Origin of the sequence: Brooklawnia sp. (assembly GCF_049651565.1) — a bacterium.
Lineage (GTDB): Bacteria > Actinomycetota > Actinomycetes > Propionibacteriales > Propionibacteriaceae > Brooklawnia.
Window position 1 is genome coordinate 1 of sequence record NZ_JBASCI010000028.1, and the last position, 15,907, is coordinate 15,907.

The 15,907-nt window shown below is 68.5% G+C and carries 18 protein-coding genes and 1 tRNA gene; 8 read left to right on the forward strand and 11 right to left on the reverse strand.

Annotated features, from left to right (window positions below):
• Window positions 1-7: 7 nt before the first annotated feature.
• The gene (locus WBL05_RS01330; protein WP_424223234.1) at window positions 8-1,132 is read right to left on the reverse strand and encodes a S49 family peptidase; all 1,125 of its coding nucleotides are present in this window, start codon (window positions 1,130-1,132) and stop codon (window positions 8-10) included.
• A 143-nt stretch (window positions 1,133-1,275) separates the two neighbouring features.
• Between WBL05_RS01330 and WBL05_RS01335 the strand changes: the two genes are divergently transcribed.
• Genes WBL05_RS01335 through der form a run of 7 tightly spaced genes read left to right on the forward strand, consistent with a single transcriptional unit; the run spans window position 1,276 to window position 7,538 of the window.
• Window positions 1,276-1,974: an HAD family hydrolase gene (locus WBL05_RS01335; protein WP_424223235.1), complete on the forward strand. Its 699-nt coding sequence runs from the start codon at window positions 1,276-1,278 to the stop codon at window positions 1,972-1,974.
• On the forward strand, window positions 1,967-2,917 hold the full coding sequence (locus WBL05_RS01340) for a tRNA (adenine-N1)-methyltransferase (protein WP_424223237.1): 951 nt from the start codon (window positions 1,967-1,969) through the stop codon (window positions 2,915-2,917). Before WBL05_RS01335 ends, WBL05_RS01340 begins: the two co-directional genes overlap by 8 nt.
• A 37-nt stretch (window positions 2,918-2,954) precedes the next feature.
• Window positions 2,955-3,722: a proteasome subunit beta gene (prcB, locus tag WBL05_RS01345; RefSeq protein ID WP_424223238.1), complete on the forward strand. Its 768-nt coding sequence runs from the start codon at window positions 2,955-2,957 to the stop codon at window positions 3,720-3,722.
• Window positions 3,719-4,360 carry a proteasome subunit alpha gene (gene prcA, locus WBL05_RS01350; RefSeq protein WP_424223239.1) on the forward strand — a complete coding sequence of 214 codons (642 nt, stop codon included), beginning with the start codon at window positions 3,719-3,721 and terminating at the stop codon, window positions 4,358-4,360. Before prcB ends, prcA begins: the two co-directional genes overlap by 4 nt.
• Window position 4,361: 1 nt before the next feature.
• Window positions 4,362-5,429 (forward strand): prephenate dehydrogenase, encoded by a 1,068-nt coding sequence (locus tag WBL05_RS01355; RefSeq protein WP_424223240.1) that lies wholly within the window; start codon window positions 4,362-4,364, stop codon window positions 5,427-5,429.
• 46 nt (window positions 5,430-5,475) lie between these two features.
• Complete coding sequence (gene cmk / locus WBL05_RS01360; protein ID WP_424223257.1) at window positions 5,476-6,144, forward strand: (d)CMP kinase; 669 nt, start codon at window positions 5,476-5,478, stop codon at window positions 6,142-6,144.
• A 44-nt stretch (window positions 6,145-6,188) separates the two neighbouring features.
• Window positions 6,189-7,538 (forward strand): ribosome biogenesis GTPase Der, encoded by a 1,350-nt coding sequence (gene der / locus WBL05_RS01365; RefSeq protein ID WP_424223241.1) that lies wholly within the window; start codon window positions 6,189-6,191, stop codon window positions 7,536-7,538.
• A 7-nt stretch (window positions 7,539-7,545) separates the two neighbouring features.
• Here der and WBL05_RS01370 read toward each other — a convergent pair whose 3' ends face one another.
• Genes WBL05_RS01370 through WBL05_RS01400 form a run of 7 tightly spaced genes read right to left on the reverse strand, consistent with a single transcriptional unit; the run spans window position 7,546 to window position 13,731 of the window.
• Window positions 7,546-8,301, reverse strand: a complete 756-nt coding sequence (locus tag WBL05_RS01370; protein WP_424223243.1) for an ABC transporter permease — start codon at window positions 8,299-8,301, stop codon at window positions 7,546-7,548.
• The gene (locus tag WBL05_RS01375; RefSeq protein ID WP_424223244.1) at window positions 8,298-9,227 is read right to left on the reverse strand and encodes an ABC transporter ATP-binding protein; all 930 of its coding nucleotides are present in this window, start codon (window positions 9,225-9,227) and stop codon (window positions 8,298-8,300) included. Before WBL05_RS01375 ends, WBL05_RS01370 begins: the two co-directional genes overlap by 4 nt.
• A complete protein-coding gene (locus tag WBL05_RS01380; RefSeq protein WP_424223246.1) occupies window positions 9,224-9,511 on the reverse strand; it encodes a PLDc N-terminal domain-containing protein in 288 nt (95 codons plus the stop codon). The genes WBL05_RS01375 and WBL05_RS01380 overlap by 4 nt, the downstream gene beginning before the upstream one ends.
• Window positions 9,504-10,334, reverse strand: coding sequence for a DUF5808 domain-containing protein (locus tag WBL05_RS01385; protein WP_424223248.1), 831 nt, complete (start codon window positions 10,332-10,334; stop codon window positions 9,504-9,506). The genes WBL05_RS01380 and WBL05_RS01385 overlap by 8 nt, the downstream gene beginning before the upstream one ends.
• Entirely contained in the window at window positions 10,331-10,663 is a 333-nt protein-coding gene (locus WBL05_RS01390; protein ID WP_424223249.1) for a PadR family transcriptional regulator, read from the reverse strand. Before WBL05_RS01390 ends, WBL05_RS01385 begins: the two co-directional genes overlap by 4 nt.
• 57 nt (window positions 10,664-10,720) lie before the next feature.
• A complete protein-coding gene (locus tag WBL05_RS01395; protein ID WP_424223250.1) occupies window positions 10,721-13,537 on the reverse strand; it encodes a helix-turn-helix transcriptional regulator in 2,817 nt (938 codons plus the stop codon).
• Window positions 13,534-13,731 (reverse strand): hypothetical protein, encoded by a 198-nt coding sequence (locus tag WBL05_RS01400; RefSeq protein ID WP_424223251.1) that lies wholly within the window; start codon window positions 13,729-13,731, stop codon window positions 13,534-13,536. The genes WBL05_RS01395 and WBL05_RS01400 overlap by 4 nt, the downstream gene beginning before the upstream one ends.
• A gap of 175 nt (window positions 13,732-13,906) precedes the next feature.
• On the opposite strand from WBL05_RS01400, the gene WBL05_RS01405 reads away from it, so the two are divergent.
• Window positions 13,907-13,980: transfer RNA gene (locus tag WBL05_RS01405), tRNA-Pro, on the forward strand.
• Here the strand turns inward: WBL05_RS01405 and WBL05_RS01410 are convergent.
• From WBL05_RS01410 to WBL05_RS01420, 3 genes are all read right to left on the reverse strand, one after another.
• Window positions 13,962-14,213, reverse strand: coding sequence for a hypothetical protein (locus tag WBL05_RS01410; RefSeq protein ID WP_424223253.1), 252 nt, complete (start codon window positions 14,211-14,213; stop codon window positions 13,962-13,964). The two genes, WBL05_RS01405 and WBL05_RS01410, sit on opposite strands and share 19 nt — an antisense overlap.
• A 280-nt stretch (window positions 14,214-14,493) precedes the next feature.
• Entirely contained in the window at window positions 14,494-14,877 is a 384-nt protein-coding gene (locus tag WBL05_RS01415; RefSeq protein WP_424223255.1) for a hypothetical protein, read from the reverse strand.
• Window positions 14,871-15,907: hypothetical protein (locus tag WBL05_RS01420; protein WP_424223256.1), on the reverse strand; the 1,037-nt coding region annotated here is incomplete at its 5' end. The genes WBL05_RS01420 and WBL05_RS01415, both read right to left, overlap by 7 nt.

A 15,907-nucleotide genomic window follows, 5' to 3' on the forward strand; every position in this document is an offset into this window, starting at 1 on the left:
GGTACCGCTAGCCGCAGACCTGCGTGAAGTCGCCCGCGAATGCCAGCACGGTGGGAGCGCCGGTGCAGATCTGGCTGGTGGGCCGCAGACCGTCGTTGCTGCTCAACGGGATGTTGTGCCCGTAGACCCGCTGCTCGGCACCGAGCAGGCTGGACAGTCCGCCCGGCAGCGCGGGGGAGACGACCCTGGTGTCCTCTGGGTCTACCTCGTTCAGGCTGGCGGCCTCCCGGAAGGCGTCCGGTCGTCCCATCACCTCGTCGACCAGGCCCTTCTCGATCGCGGTGATCGGGTCGAACATGTAGGCGCCCAGTTCGTCCCTGATCCGATCGGCCGAGATGCCGCGATGCTCGGAGACGAACTCGACGAACTGGTTGTACTCGACGTCCATGCCCTCGCCGTAGACCGCCCGCTCCTCATCGGTCATGTCACGGAACGGGTTGCCGAAGTCCTTCGCGGTGCCACGGGTCAGGTACTCCTGAGTGATGCCGCCCTCGGTCTCGACACCGGAGGTCAGGATGTTGCCGGTCAGCCCGGTCACGTCCCGGTACCGCTCGAACGGCCCGAATATCACCCCGATGCTGCCGACGAAGGTGCCGTAGTCGGAGATGATCGCGTCGGCCGGTGCCATCGCGTACATGCCGCCGGAGGCAGCCACGGACTGCACGTAGGCGACCACCTTGTTCCCGGTTCGCTCCTGGTACCGGATGACCGCATCGGCGATCGCTCGCGACCCATAGATGCTGCCGCCGGGGGTGTCCATCAACAACAGCACGCCGGAGTAGTCATCGGCCCCCAACGCGTCCAACTGCTCGGCGATCTCGTAGCCATAGGTGCCGGTGGCGAACATGCTGCCCTGCCCGGCACCCTCGATGGCCCCGGAGATGTTCAGCGCCAGCATGGTGTTGGACGCGTTCGCCGGCCCCCACACGTGCTGGGTGGTCGACAGCATGTCGGCTCGCGCACCGCCGACGGCGCGGGCGACCAGTCCGGTTCCGAGCAGGCTGACCAGCAACAGCGCCATCGAGACAAGTCCGACGCCCAGCGCCAGTCCGATGCCGGCTCCGAAGCCTCGTGCGAACGGCTTCTCCTCGGCAGCCGCCCTGACGACCGGTTGCGGTCGGGGCGGTGGCATCCGCTGAACCGGCGGGGCGGCGGGCGGGGGTGCGGGTGCGGCCGGTGCCTGTGTCGTGGGTTCGGGGCCGCTGGATGGGATGGGTTGCCTGGGCTGTTCTTCGCTCACGAGGTTCAGTATCGCAGGCATGCCACAATGGGCCCGTGACGAGCCCGATGAAACCCAGCGCGGTCCTGTGGGACTTCGACGGCACGATGGTGAACACCGAAGTGGTGTGGATTGCCAGCGAGATCGAGGTGATGCGGCGCTACGGCGTGGTCTGGACCTATGAGCAGGGTATCGAGATGTGTGGTAGCGCGGCGCCGGTGACGACCCGCACCCTGCTGGATGAGGCAGCCCGGCAACTCGGCCAGCCGCTCGATGTCGTCCCCGAACAGTTCTGGGCGCAGGTGTCGGGCCGTGTCCAGCAGCACCTCGAGACCAATGGGCCGCCGTGGCTGCCGGGTGCCAAGGAGCTGGTGTCCGAGATCTCCGCCGCCGGGGTGCCGATGGCCCTGGTGTCGTCCTCCCCGCCCGAGCTCCTCCACGCCGGCCTGCAGCACATGCCCGTCGGGCTCTTCCAGACTGTGGTCAGCGGACCGGAGATGCCGCGCGGCAAGCCCGCGCCGGACGCGTACCTGCTGGCTGCCGATCGGCTTGGCGTCGACGCCGCCGACTGCGTGGTGATCGAGGACTCGGTACCCGGCGCCGCGTCCGGCCGAGCTGCCGGTGCGGTGGTGATCGGTGTGCCGTGCATGCACCCGCTCCCGGATGCTCCCGGCCAGATCAACCTGGGTTCGCTGGCCGGGCTCACCCTGGGCGACCTGACCCGGATCTGGCACGAGGTGCGTGCCGGTGAGTGAGCTCGATCCGGCCGCGTTCGCCGGTGTGCGCACCGGCGTCCTGCAGGCGGGGGAGTGGGTGTCGTTGACCGACCCCAAGGGGCACCGCAAGTCGTTGCTGCTTGAGCCGGGCAAGACCTTCCACACCACCAGAGGCGGCCTGGCGCACGACGACGTCATCGGTCAGCCCGAGGGGGTGGTGGTTTCCACCGTGGGCGGTCTGGACTACATGGTCTTCCGGCCACTGCTGAACGAGTTCATCGTCTCGATGCCCCGGAAGGCGGCCATCATCTACCCCAAGGACGCCGCGCAGATCCTGATGCGCGCAGATGTCTTCCCGGGTGCCCGGGTGCTGGAGGCCGGCGTCGGATCGGGTGGTTTGAGCCTGGCCCTGCTGCGGGCGATCGGCCCCACCGGACGGTTGCACAGCTACGAGCGGCGCAGCGAGTTTGCCGAGGTCGCGATCGCGAACGTCGACCAGTTCGTGGGCGGCCGGCACCCGGCCTGGACGATCACCATCGGCGACCTGGCCGAGGTGATCGCCGACGAGCCGGTCGACCGGGCGATCCTCGACATGCTCGCCCCGTGGGACTGCCTGGCCGCCGTGGCCGACGTGCTGGTCCCGGGCGGCATCCTGTGCTGCTACGTCGCCACCACCACCCAGATGGGACGCGTGATGGACACTGTCCGGGCGCACGGCGGCTTCACCGAACCGAAGGCGTCCGAGGTTTCGGTGCGCGACTGGCACGCCGAGGGGCTGGCCATTCGTCCCGGCCACGGCACCACCGCCCACACCGGATTCCTGGTGCTGACCCGCCGGCTCGCCCCGGGTGTCGAGGCGCCGATGCGCAAGCGCCGACCGGCACCGGGAGCATACGGGGCGGACTACGTCGGACCGGTGCCGCGCAACGTCAGGGCCGAGCACCTGCAGGCCAGCCGGCAGCGGGCGGAGGAGGCGGGCTGAGTTCGATGCCGGAGCACGCGGGTAGGCTGTGGCGATCATGAACATCCACGGCGTCGGTGAGCTGGACAGCTCGTTCTCCCGATTCGCGGCGCGGACGGCGCCGGAAGTGCTCCCCACCTTCGACCCTTCCCAGGCCACCCTCACACCGCAGGGCACCACGATCGTCGCGGCCAGCTTCCTCGATGGCGTCGTGATGGCCGGCGACCGCCGAGCCACCATGGGCAACCTGATCGCCCAACGCGACATCGAGAAGGTCTTCAGCACCGACGACGAGTCCATCGTCGGAATCGCCGGCGTCGCCGGCCCGGCGATCGAACTGGTGCGCCTTTTCCAGGTCGAGCTGCAGCACTACGAGAAGATCGAGGGCGTCGCCCTCAGTCTGGACGGCAAGGCGAACCGACTGGGTGCGCTGGTGCGCAGCAACCTGGCCATGGCGATGCAGGGCATGGTGGTCGTCCCGATGCTGGCCGGGTGGGACGCCGGACGCCGTCAGGGACGCATCTTCGGCTACGACGCCACCGGCGGCCGCCATGAGGAGACCGGCTTCCACGCGGTCGGCTCCGGCGCCGCCTTCGCGCGGGGGTCGCTGAAGAAGACCCACGACGCCAGCCTGGACGCCCACGCCGCCATCCTGGCCGTGATCCGTTCGCTCTACGATGCGGCTGACGACGACTCGGCGACCGGTGGGCCGGACCTCGCCCGGCGGATCTTCCCGGTGGTGATGACGGCGACCGCGTCCGGTGTTCGCCAGCTGCCGGTCGACGAGGTGGCCGAACTGACCAGCCAGGTACTGGAGACGATGTGAGCCTGCCGTTCTACGTTGCTCCCGAGCAACAGATGAAGGACCGCGCCGACTTCGCGCTCAAGGGCATCGCCCGGGGCCGGTCGGTGATGGCGCTGCGGTACCGCGACGGGGTGGTGATCGTGGCCGAGAACCCGAGCGGCACGCTGCACAAGATCAGCGAGATCTACGACCGGATCGGGTTCGCAGCGGTGGGCCGCTACAACGAGTTCGAGAGCCTGCGCATCGCGGGTATCCGGTACGCCGACCTGCGCGGCTACTCCTACGACCGGCGCGACGTCACCGCCCGCGGGCTGGTGAACGCCTATTCCCAGCAGCTGGGTGCCGCGTTCAGTTCGGCGGTCGACAAGCCCTACGAGGTCGAGCTGATCGTCGCCGAGGTCGGGCAGACGGCGGCCGATGACCAGATCTTCCGCCTTGGCTTCGACGGCACCATCACCGACGAGCCGAGGTTCGCCGTGGTCGGTGGGGCGACCGAGGCCCTGCAGACCAGGCTCAGCGCCGGCTTCGATCCCGACGCCGACCTGACCCAGGCGCTGACGCTGGCGTCCCGCTGCTTCAGCCATGACGCGGTGCTCGAGCGGGCAGTGCTCGACCGGACGCACCCCCAGCCCCGCAAGTTCCGACGCGTCGAGGCCTGAAGTGGGAATCGCGGAGATCAGCCCGACGGTGATCGTCGGCGCCGGCCTGGTTGGCGCGTCGATCGGTTGTGCCCTGAGCGAGGCCGGAGTGGTCGTCCACCTGCGCGATCGGGTGCGCTCGCACGCGGTGGTCGCGGCAGGCCGTGGCGCCGGGCGCCTGGAGGACCCGGTGCCCTCCGAGGTTCGGCTGGTCGTGGTCGCGGTGCCGCCGGTGGCGATCGCCGAGGTGGTGGCCCGCTGCCTCGACCGTTACCCCAACGCGGCGATCACCGACGTCGGATCGGTCAAGGCTCGCATCGCCGGCGACCTGGCCAGGCTGAACCTGAACCTGGGCCGCTACGTCGGCGGCCACCCGATGGCCGGTTCGCACCGCAGCGGGCCGGTCACTGCGGTCAGCGAACTCTTCGTTGACCGCACCTGGGTACTCACGCCGCGCCCGGAGAACCCGGACTGGGTGGTCGGCAGGGTGCGCCTGCTGGTCGAGACCTGCGGGGCGCGACTGCTCGAGATGGACGCCGCCCAGCACGACCGGGCGGTCGCCGAGGTCAGCCACTTCCCCCAGCTGATCAGCAGCCTGACCGCCGCCCGGCTGGCCCAGGTGCCAGCCGATGACCTGAGGCTCGCCGGGCAGGGGGTGCGTGACGTCACCCGGATCGCGGCCTCCGACGTGGTGATGTGGCGCCAGATCGTGGCCGCCAACGTCTCGCCGATCCGGGAGCAGTTGGTGGCCATGCGCGACGACTTGGACCGGCTGATTCACAGCATGGACGATCCGCGCACCGTCGCCGACGTGCTGACCCGCGGCAACGACGGGGTGCGGGCGCTGCCCAGCAAGCGCGGCAAGAGCCCGGACGAGGTCGTCTCAGTGGTCGTCGAGATCCCCGACACACCGGGTGCGCTGGGCCAGTTGTTCACCGACGCCACCAGCAACGGCGTCAACATCGAGGACGTCTCGATCGAGCACAACCCCGACCGTCAGGCCGGTTACCTGTCGATCGAGGTGGTGGCCGAGCGGGCCGATGGGCTGCGGTCGGTGCTGCGCGAGCGCGGCTGGCGGGTGCGCTCGTGACATGGCACGCCATCAGCGGAAGGACACCAACCAAGAGATGAATGATGTGCCGCGGCCCGACCTGGTGATCGCAGTGGACGGCCCGAGTGGGTCGGGGAAGTCATCCACCTCGCGTGACGTTGCCCGGCGGTTGGGCGCCGATTACCTCGACACCGGATCGATGTACCGGGCGCTGGCGTGGTGGTGCAACGCCCACCAGATCGGCGCCGACGATGCCCAGGCCGTGGTCACCGCTGCGGAGGAACTGCCACTGCAGGTCGAGACCGACCCGACCCGCTTCCGGGTGCGCCTGGACGGCCGCGACGTCACCGCGGAGCTGCACACCCCGCAGATCTCCGGCATCGTCTCCGGCTATGCGGCGATCCGGCCCGCCCGCAACGTGCTGACCGAGCGGATGCGAGCGATTATCGCCGACCGGCGCAGGATCGTGGTCGAGGGCCGCGACATCACCACGGCGGTCGCTCCGGACGCCGACGTTCGCGTGCTGCTGCAGGCCGACCCGCAGCGCCGGATCGCCCGCCGCGTCCGGCAGCTGAACGGGGCGGCGGACGAACAGACCGTCGCCACCCAGGTCGTCGGGCGGGATGCGGCAGATGCCGCGTCCAGCGACTTCGAGACGCCTGCCGAGGGGGTCACGCTGATCGACTCGTCGCAGATAGACCTCAATACTGTGATCGGTCTGGTCATCGACCTGGTGCCGCAGTCCCTGCGCTAGCTGCCGGTCCGCTCTGCTGCGGCGGGTCGGGTAGTTTTGGGCGGGTGAGCGAACCCACCGATCCCCAGGCGCCGGCCGAGCGCCCCGTCGTCGCTGTCGTCGGACGCCCCAATGTGGGCAAGTCGACATTGGTCAACCGGATCCTCGGCCGCCGGGAGGCGGTGGTCCACGACACCCCCGGTGTCACCCGCGACCGGGTGAGCTACGACGCGGAGTGGGGCGGGCGGGAGTTCGTCCTGGTCGACACCGGTGGCTGGGCCTCCGACGCCACCGGGATGGCGGCCCGGATCGCCGAGCAGGCCGAGATCGCCATCCAGTTGGCCGATGCGGTTGTGTTCGTCGTGGATGCCACCGTCGGCACCCTCGACGAGGACGAGGCAGTGGTTCAGGTGCTGCGGCGCAGCCGCAAACCGGTGGTGCTGGCGGCCAACAAGGTCGACAACCAGCGACTCGAGGCGGACGCCGCAACCATGTGGAACCTCGGGCTGGGGGAGCCCTGGCCGGTCTCGGCGCTGCACGGCCGCGGGGTCGGCGACATGCTGGACGCCCTGCTCGAGCTGCTGCCCGCCTCGGATGCGCTGCGGCCCGAGGTCGAGGCGGGCCCGCGGCGGGTGGCGATCGTGGGCAAGCCGAACGTCGGCAAGTCGTCGTTGCTGAACCGGTTGGCCGGCGAGAACCGCGCGGTGGTCTCCGAGGTGTCGGGCACGACGGTCGACCCGGTCGATGAGCTGGTACAGATCGGCGGCGAGCCGTACGTGCTGATCGACACCGCAGGCATCCGCCGCCGCGTCAAGGAGGCGTCGGGCAGCGAGTACTACGCGTGGCTGCGCACCCAGGCGGCGATCGAGCGTGCCGAGTGCTGTGTGGTGGTGGTGGACGCCGCCGAACCGGTCTCGGAACAGGACCTGAAGATCCTGGCCCAGGTCGAGGAGGCCGGCAAGGCGCTGGTGATCGCCTACAACAAGTGGGATCTCACCGACGACGAGCGGCGCCGCTACCTCGACCGCGAGATCGAGCGTGACCTGAACGCCTGGGCCTGGGCGCCGCATGTCAACATCTCGGCGCTCACCGGTCGCAACGTCGACAAGCTGGCCAAGGCGATCGAGGTGGCGCTGCTGGGCTGGCAGACCCGGATCGGCACCGGTCAGCTGAACTCGTTCCTGGGACGCGTGGTCGCCGCGCACCCGCACCCGGTGCGGGGCGGCAAGCAGCCGCGCATCCTGTTCGGGACGCAGGCCCAGGTGGGGCCGCCTACCTTCGCGCTGTTCACCTCCGGCCAGTTGGACGCGCCGTACGTGCGGTTCGTGGAGCGCCGGCTGCGTGAGGAGTTCGGCTTCGAGGGCACCCCGGTGCACATCGACGTCCGGGCCAGGGCGAAGCGGAAGGACCGCTGAGCAGGGTTCACAGCTCCCGGCGGCGGAAGACGACGATCGCCAGTGCCAGGAAGGCCAGCGTGCAGAACAGGGCAGTGCCCACCGGCCAGCCGAGGTCGACCTGTTGCTGGGTGACCACCATCGCGGTGGCCTCGTTGAGCCCGATCGGGGAGTACTGTTTGGCGGGCTGCCAGATGGCGACGATCATGCTCACCATCTGCAGGCCGAAGGCGATCCCGAAGGCCGCGATCGTGCTCGACACCAGGCAGGACGCCGCCATCGTCAACGCGATGTACATTGTCGTCAGCACGATCCACACGCCCAACCCTCGCCAGATCGGGGCGAACTGGACGTCTGGGAAGAAGGCGACGGTCGCCAGGCTGGTCAGCGCGGTGCCGATGACGGCCCAGATCCCGACCAGCCCGACCAGTGCGGTGAACTTGGCCAGCACGAAGCCGGCGCGGCTGACCGGCTTGGTCAGCGGCATGATCAGCGTGCCGGAGTTCACCTCGCCGGCGACCGTGCCGGCAGCAACCACCAGCACCACGATGAGCAGCAACTGGGTAAGGTCGCGGCTCCATTGCGCCCAGGCGTCCAGGTAGGTCGGATCCGGTAGCTCGATGGTGCCATCGCCGAGCGCCGAGGCCAGCAACTGGTTGGTGAACCTTGCCACCACCGGGTCGACCAGGCCGAACAGCGTGAATGCCCCGCCCACCACCCAGACCCGCCAGGTGCGGAAGAACTCGACGAACTCCTTGCGAAGGACTGGCCCGAAGCCGGTCACGACCCGTTCTCCTTCTGGATCAGGTGGACGAAGGCGTCCTCGAGGCTGGCCTCGACCGGCTCCAGCCGGCGCAACCCCCAGCCCTGGCCGGCGATGATTGCCGGCAACCGGTGTTGGGCGGTGGCCATGTCCACTACGTCGATCAGCCAGCCCTCACCGCTGGGCTGCAGATCGGTCAGCCAGCGTTCACCGACCAGCGCCTCGGGTAGCGCGGCGCGTTGTTCCACCAGGTCGAGCTGGAGCTTCTGGCTGCCGCCGTAGCGAGCCCGCAGTGCCTCGGTACGGTCGGCTGCGATGGCGCGTCCCGACGCGAGCACCAGCACGTGGTCGCAAACCCGTTCGACGTCGGACAGGATGTGGGTGGAGAAGAAGACGGTGGTGCTACCGCGCAGCGCGGCGATCAGGCTCAGCACCTGGTGGCGTCCGATCGGGTCGAGCGCCGAGGTGGGCTCGTCCAGGATGAGCAGCCGGGGCGAGTTGATCAGCGCCTGCGCGACACCGAGCCGCTGCTTCATGCCCCTGGAGTAGCCGCCGATGGGGGTGTCGACTCCCTGCAGCCCGGCCAGCTCGAGCAACAGGTCGACTCGCCTGCTGGCGGTGGAACTGGGCAGGTTGAACAGCGACGCGCAGAACCGCAGGTACTCCGGCGCCCGCATCCACGGGTAGAAGCTGGGCACGTCGGGCAGGAAGCCGACCTGTGCGGCGACCTGGCCGGGATCGGCCAGCACATCGGCGCCGAGGACGGCCGCACTGCCGGCGTCGGCATGGGCCAGCCCGAGCAGGATCCGGATGGTGGTGGTCTTGCCTGCCCCGTTGGGGCCCAGGAACCCGAAGATCGATCCCTCCGGGACGTTGAAGCTGAGCTGGTCGAGCGCCCGCTGGTGCCGGTACTGCTTCACCAGACCGGTCACCTCGATCGCGCTCACCGGTTGGCCTCGGGGTAGAGCTCGGCAATCAGCCGGTCGAGGACCGGGCCGGCTTCGGCGGCACGCTGCTGCTCGGCGGCCGGTTTTGGTTTGCGTCCCAGCACCAGGAAGACGATCGGGCCGACGAACTGCACCAGACAGACCAGGACCCAGACGATCCTGGGTGCGGTCAGCCGCTCGGCCGGGGTGCGGAAGAGCGTGACCAGACCGACCAGTAGCAGCCCGATCTGAATGGTCACCAGCAGGATCACGAGCACCCATTGGGCAGTCGTCAGCTCAGGCATCCTGCGTCGCCTCCAGGTCGGTGCGCCAGCGTCGCTTCAGGGCCGACCGCACCGGCAGGTAGCTGAGCAGCAGGTCGATCGGGAGCGCGGCGAGTGAGGCGCCCAGCATGATCAACTGGCCTCGCGGACGCAGGGCCGATTGCAGGCTGGCGCCGGTGGCCACCGTCGCGAGCGTCGCTGCCAGGGCAGGCATCGTGACCCGCTGGTCGGCCGGCAGCTCCTGATCGGTGGATGCGGTGAGCAGTGCGGCGCAGACCGGGGGAGCGGCGATACTGAAGAACAGGTTGGCACCCTGGGGCTTGCCGGTTGCTGCCCGGACGGCGTGCCGGCGCGTCCAGAACAGCACCGCAGCAGCTACTGCCAACCCGATCTTGGCCCCGGCAACTGCCTGTGCCGGCGCCAGGTGCCGGTCGGCGGCGTCGCCAAGCACTTCGTCGTCGAGATCGTCTGGCCGCAGCAGGCCAAGCCGGACCGCAACGGCACCCATGTTGACCGCCCAGCCGAGCCCGAAGACGCGGGGGACCAGCAGCCGCTCGTCGGCCGGGTTGAAGGTACCGGCCATGCGTCGGCCGATCCCGCGGGTGAGGGAGTTCGGCATGCCGAGGATGGTGCGGAAGCGTCCGTCGGCGGTGCCGAACTGCTCGTCCAGGGCGGCGGCGTAGTCCTCCGCGCGGCCGGCGGCGGCGATGGCATCGTCGACCGCGTCGGCAGCCTCACGCAGCGCGTCGCGAAGGTCGTCAAGGGCCTGGTCGCGGGCACGGCCGCGCAGCCTCAGGTGCGAGTCAACCTCGCGCACATAGTCGTCGATCTCGGGGTTGGTCATCGGTCTACCTCCTTCAGCAGGATCGCCAGGGCAGTGGAGAGCTTGACCCACGCCTCGCGCTGGACACTCAGTTGAACCCGGCCGGCGTCGGTCAGTGCGTAGTACTTGCGCGGCGGCCCGACCGGGGACTCTCGCCAGGTTGTTTCTACCAGACCCGAGTTCTTCAGCCTGGTCAGCAGCGGGTAGATGGTTCCGCCGGTGGCCTCCAGACCCGGACGCGCGGCCAGGGCGTCGACGATCTCGACGCCGTATCGGGGCTGGTTGGCCAGCAGGGCGAGGACCGCCAGTTCCAGCGATCCCTTTCTCAGCTGGGTCGAGACATCATCCATGGGCTACATGGTACTGCCCACTAGTTGGTGATGCAAGGATGCCGGTGGCGGATGGTTCTAGGTGATGCCCCGTCGGTGCGCCCAGGCGGCGGCTTCGGTGCGCGAGCCGACGCCGAGCTTGGCCAGGATGTTGCTGACGTGGACGCTGACGGTCTTGGTCGACACGAACAGCTCGCTGGCGATGTCGGCGTTGGAGCGTCCCTTGGCGACCAGGCTCAGCACCTGCTTCTCCCGCCCGGTCAATCCGCCCGGTCGGTCGTCCTCAGACTGCTCGATGCGCCCGTGCTGGTCGTCGAAGCGGCGCACGAAGTCGGCAGCACCCAGCCTGAGGGCGAGATCGCGGCCGACGCCCACCTGCTTGCGGGCCAGGTCGAGGTCGCGGGCGCGCAGCGCCGCCTCGGCGCAGCGCAGGTGGGCCCACAGCGTGATCCAGATCGGCCGAAGGTGCGGGGTGACGTCCAGCATGGCCAGCCAGTCCGACTTGCGGCCGGACGCCTCCGCCTTGCGCCAGGCTCGCAGCATCGGCACCAGGTTCACCTCGGGCAGGTTGACCACGGCGTCGTCGAGCAGGCGTTGCTGTTCCGCGGTCGCGTCGCCGAGGTCTGCCAGGACAGCCTGGCCCAGCGCCACCAGGCTCCAGGCCGAGGCCGGATGCACCAGCGGAACCCGCTTCAGCACCGAAGCGAGCATCCGCCACGCGCCGGCCGGGTTGCCCTGCAGGAGCAGCAGCCGACCCCGTACCCAGGCCAGCATCAGGTCGATCTGTGGTTCTTCATGCATCGGCATACAGATCGCGAGGACCTCTCCAATCAGTTCGTCGGCCTTGTCGAGGTCGCCCCGATGCAGGGCGATGTCGGCCGATGCGGTCAGCAACTGGAGCTGGTGGCCGGACGGGGGTGCCAGGTCGACGCCCCTGCTGACCAGCGTCTGGGCCTGGTCACATTCACCCAGGTGGATCAGAGGTTCGGCGGCGTTGCCGGCGAGCATCGAACCCACGTAGCGCTCCAATCCCAGGGCCCGGGCATCCGCTGTCCCGGCGAGGGCGACGTCGGCGGCCCTGCGGTACTGCCCGGCCAGGTTCAGGTAGTGCGACAGGTTCGTCTGGTGGCGCAACTGCTCGCGGTAGGTGCGCGACGAGAGCAGCTGGCTCAGTTGCGCAATGCCGCGCTCCTCGTCCCCGGACGCGGCCCAGCAGCAGGCCTGGGTGTTCCGGAGGCGATCCGGCAGCGAATCGCCCGGGGGTGCCAGTTCGTCGGCGATCGGGATGGCGCGGTCGCACAGCTCCAGGGCCTCGGCGAACCCGCCGCGCAGCATCGCGACGTTGGCCTGCAGGTCCAGGACCCGGGCGAGCTCGACGCTGGGCGGACCCTGGCCGATCAGGCCCAGCGCCTCGTCGAGGGCCTGCTCGGCCCCCGGCAGGCCAGCGAACTTCAGGGCTCGAGCGCGCTGCACCAGGCGCTCCGCTCGCTCGGACGCCGGCGTCTCGGGTGGCATGGCCGAGATGCTGGCATCGATCAGGCGGGCCGCCCGCAGGTGGTCACCCAGCCAGTTGTTCGCCTTCGCGGCCCGGTTGAGTACCTCGTCGTAGCGTCCGATCACCTGTTCAGGACGCTGCACCTGGTCCCACAGGTCGATCGCCAACTGGTACAGCTCGACGCAGTCGGGGTGGGCGTCGTCGAGCTCGGCGGCATTGCGCAGGGCGGCCTCGAAGGCCTCCTGCTTGCGGCCGGCCGCCCTGAGGTGGTGGATGAGCTCCATTCGGTGGTTGCCGCGGCGTCGGGTCAACAGCAGGTCGGCGTAGCGGGAGTGCAAGCGGCGGTGCTCGCCGGGCAGGACTTCTTCGTGGATCACGTCCCGCAGGATGGCGTGCTTGAATGCGTACCGCTCATCTTCCAGAGCGAGGACGAGGCCGGCGTCCATCGCCTGCCGCAGCGCCTCGCCCGCGGTGGTCTCGTCCCGCTCGGACACCGCGACCAGGTCGTCGAAATCGAACTGCACACCCATGATCGCGGCCACCTGCAGCAGCTGCTGGATGTCCGGGTCGAGGATCAGGAACTGGACGAGCAGGGCCTCGCGCAGGGTGGCCGGCAGGGCGCCCCGTCCGCCGGTCGAACGGGCCAGCTCCTCGGCGAAGTAGGGGACGCCCTCGCTGCGTTCGACGATTCGGGAGATGGTGCCCGGGCTGGTGTCGGGAGGTAGCAGGGGACGGATCAGTTCTTCGATCTCGGCGGTGTTGAGGGGCTCCAGCGGCAGCCGGAGGCGGGCCCGACGTTGCAGGTCGGCGAGCGCGGGACGCAGCGGATGGCGGCCACTGATCTCGTCGGTTCGATAGGTGACGATGATCAACAGGCCGAGCGTTTCGGCCAGCGCGGCGTTGAGGAACCGCAGCAGGTGTCCGGTGAAGACGTCCGCCCAGTGCAGGTCTTCGATGATCACCACCAGCGGACGCTCGCGGGCGGCGGCCTGCAGCAGGTCGGCGACTGCCTCCAGCACCTGAATGCGGTCCGGGTTGATCGGGGTCGACGTCTGCCGGTCCAGCCCCGGGACCAATGAACAGAGGACGTCGAAGCCGGCCCCGGTCCACGCGCGAACGGTGTCCTCGCCGACCCGGCTTGCCAGCGTGCGAAGGATCTGGGTCAGGGCGGCATAGGTCACGGCCTCGGACCCGAAGGCGATGCACTGCCCAAGCAGTATCTCCGTTTCGGGGCCGAGGCCGCGAATAAACTCGTTCACCAGGGTCGACTTGCCGATCCCGGCTTCACCGCAGACCAGCGCCAGTCCGGCGCCCTCGGTCAGCGACGCCTGCCAGGTCTTGCGGAGGGCGGCCAGTTCGGACGCCCGGCCGACAAGCGTAGGCTGACCGACATCGCTCATGCGGTCATGGTCGCATGACCAACGACCAGTTGGACATCCTTTCGTGGTCTGCGGAACCTGACGCTGAGCCGAGGCAGCCAGCTGCGACGAGTGACAGGCAGATCATCGACCAGCCGGGCGTGTTCGGCGGATTGGTAGAACTCGGCTATCCGGTTGTTGTGCATCGACAGATGCAGGTAGTCGTTGCTGCTCATGGTTCAACTGTGCTGCTAAGGCGCGCTCCACACATCAGGCGAACTCCCAGTGTTTGGGGTTAGGCATGCCTTAGTTGATCTTCGCCGAGCTTGGGTGATCGTGGCTGGACGGGTTTCGACATGCCCTGCGGGATCGGTTAATGTAAGGCGTCGGACCGAGCGCAAGCCGGTCCTGCGGGCTGTAGCGCAGCTTGGTAGCGCACTTGACTGGGGGTCAAGGGGTCGCAGGTTCAAATCCTGTCAGCCCGACGGTTGAATTCGTACGTCGCCCTGAAGGTCACGCACACGTCGCCCGGAACGGCGTAGTCGTTCGTCACCGCGCGCAACTCGCCAAAGAGTTCCTCAACGTGGGTCTCGGGACCGGATGCCGCCAACAGCTCGGTGATCTCGCGGACGCGAGTCAGCTCTGGGTGGTGCTGCCCGTGAACGCGCTCGATAACGGGGGCGAGTTCGAGCGCCTTGGCGACGGCCGTGTCTGTCATGTGGATGGTCCTTTCGATGGGTTCGACTCGACGGTAGGGCGCTTGTTTCGCACTCGCCTTGATGCGCTCAAGACTGAGGGTGAACGCTGCGGGTTGACGGAGGCCACCAGTGGCACCCGGGGCCGACCGTCCACTCAGCAGACGCGCACCCCGTACTGCTCGGCGAGCAGGGCGGCGTCCAGCCTCACGGCCGGGTGGCCGGATCGATGGACACCACGGACTCCCGCAGTCGAGCGACGACTGGCGGCCCGCCCCGGCTGGCGTCCTCAGTTGAGGAGCATCAGGGGATCGCGTCGGTGCCGTCGATGGCGGCCTGAACCGCTCTGGCAGAGGGCGGTCGCTTGCTGCTCCACACCTGCTCATAGATGCCTTTGACCAAGTTCCAGACCTTGTCGCGGCCGTCCGGTACGGAGTTGATTTCCCAGGACAGTGGTGCCATGACGACAAAGTCGTGGGGGATCACGCGACCAGCGATATCTTCCCGGCCTTCTGGATCGGGGAAGCGCAGGGCTACGAGGTCGCCAACGCGTCGGCATGTCTCCACTTCGCTTTCCAGACCGGCGAACGCTCGCTCATACGTCGGAAGCGGATCTGGGTAGCCTCCGTCAAGGAGGAAGCGGAAGCCCCACGAGCGTCCGCCCGTGGCCCAGATGATCTTCACCATGGGCCCTTGACGAGCACGTTGTCCTTCACCCCACGGTCCAGATCCAGGCGGAATTGCGCGAGCGTCGCAGTAAGGTAGTCCCGGTCAGCAAGTGCTTTGGTGTGGATCTCCTCGAGTTTCTTCGTGCTCAGCTGGACCGCCGCCACCAGAGCAGGAACCAAGGCCTTACTGAGAAGCGGCCCCACCTTGGGCACTCTGGCAAGCAACTTAGCTACGACAACGGCGCCCGCTGTGAGCACTGCGGCCACCTCTTGAGCGTTTTCAACCAAGACTCTCAGCACCTTGAGGGGGATATCGAACCTGTTGGCCCATTGCGCGGTCCGTTCGAGTGGGAGCATCAGAGCCACCGGCAGGATGAGGTCGAGGCCGATACGTTGGGCGACTTCGATCTTCCCCGGCTCGAACCTGGCTGAGGACAGCAGCAGGAAATCCTCGCCAAGCGACAGGGCATCAGGGACCTGGACGAACTCCTTGAGTGTCTGGTGGAGTGCGGTGACGTCGCCGCCCGCCTTTTCCACCACGAGGTCGTGGAACTGATGGACGTCGAGCCCGGGATGCAGATCGGCCTTCGACAGGGCGAGAACCCAGATGCGCGGGAACCTGGCCAGCGGTTCTCCGTCTGGCAGGATTTCGTCTTTGAGTTTCTCGAGTCCGTCGCGCAGACCCCACAGCATCGACTTGAGGTACTTCTCCTCCTCGCCCGCGTGTGTGAGCAGCTTTTGACCATCAACAAGAATGAGAGCGACGTCGGCCTGCAAGAGCTGGGTGAACGTCTCGATCCGGCGGGAGGCCTCCTCGTCACTGCTTGGATCTTCTTCAAACCACTCGCCCGGGTAATCGTGCCAAATCAGGCGCAATGCCGTGAATGGCTGCGCCTTTGCGGTCTTGGGATCGCCATCATTCGGGCTCTTCAACCTTGAGGTGGGGGTGAGCGCGACACGCCAGAGCGCGGGGTGAGGGTGGTTGGGGGTCGAGGCCTTCAGGATCGGAAGCGTCTGTTCAACCTGACCGGAAGGCCTCGACGTGTCCG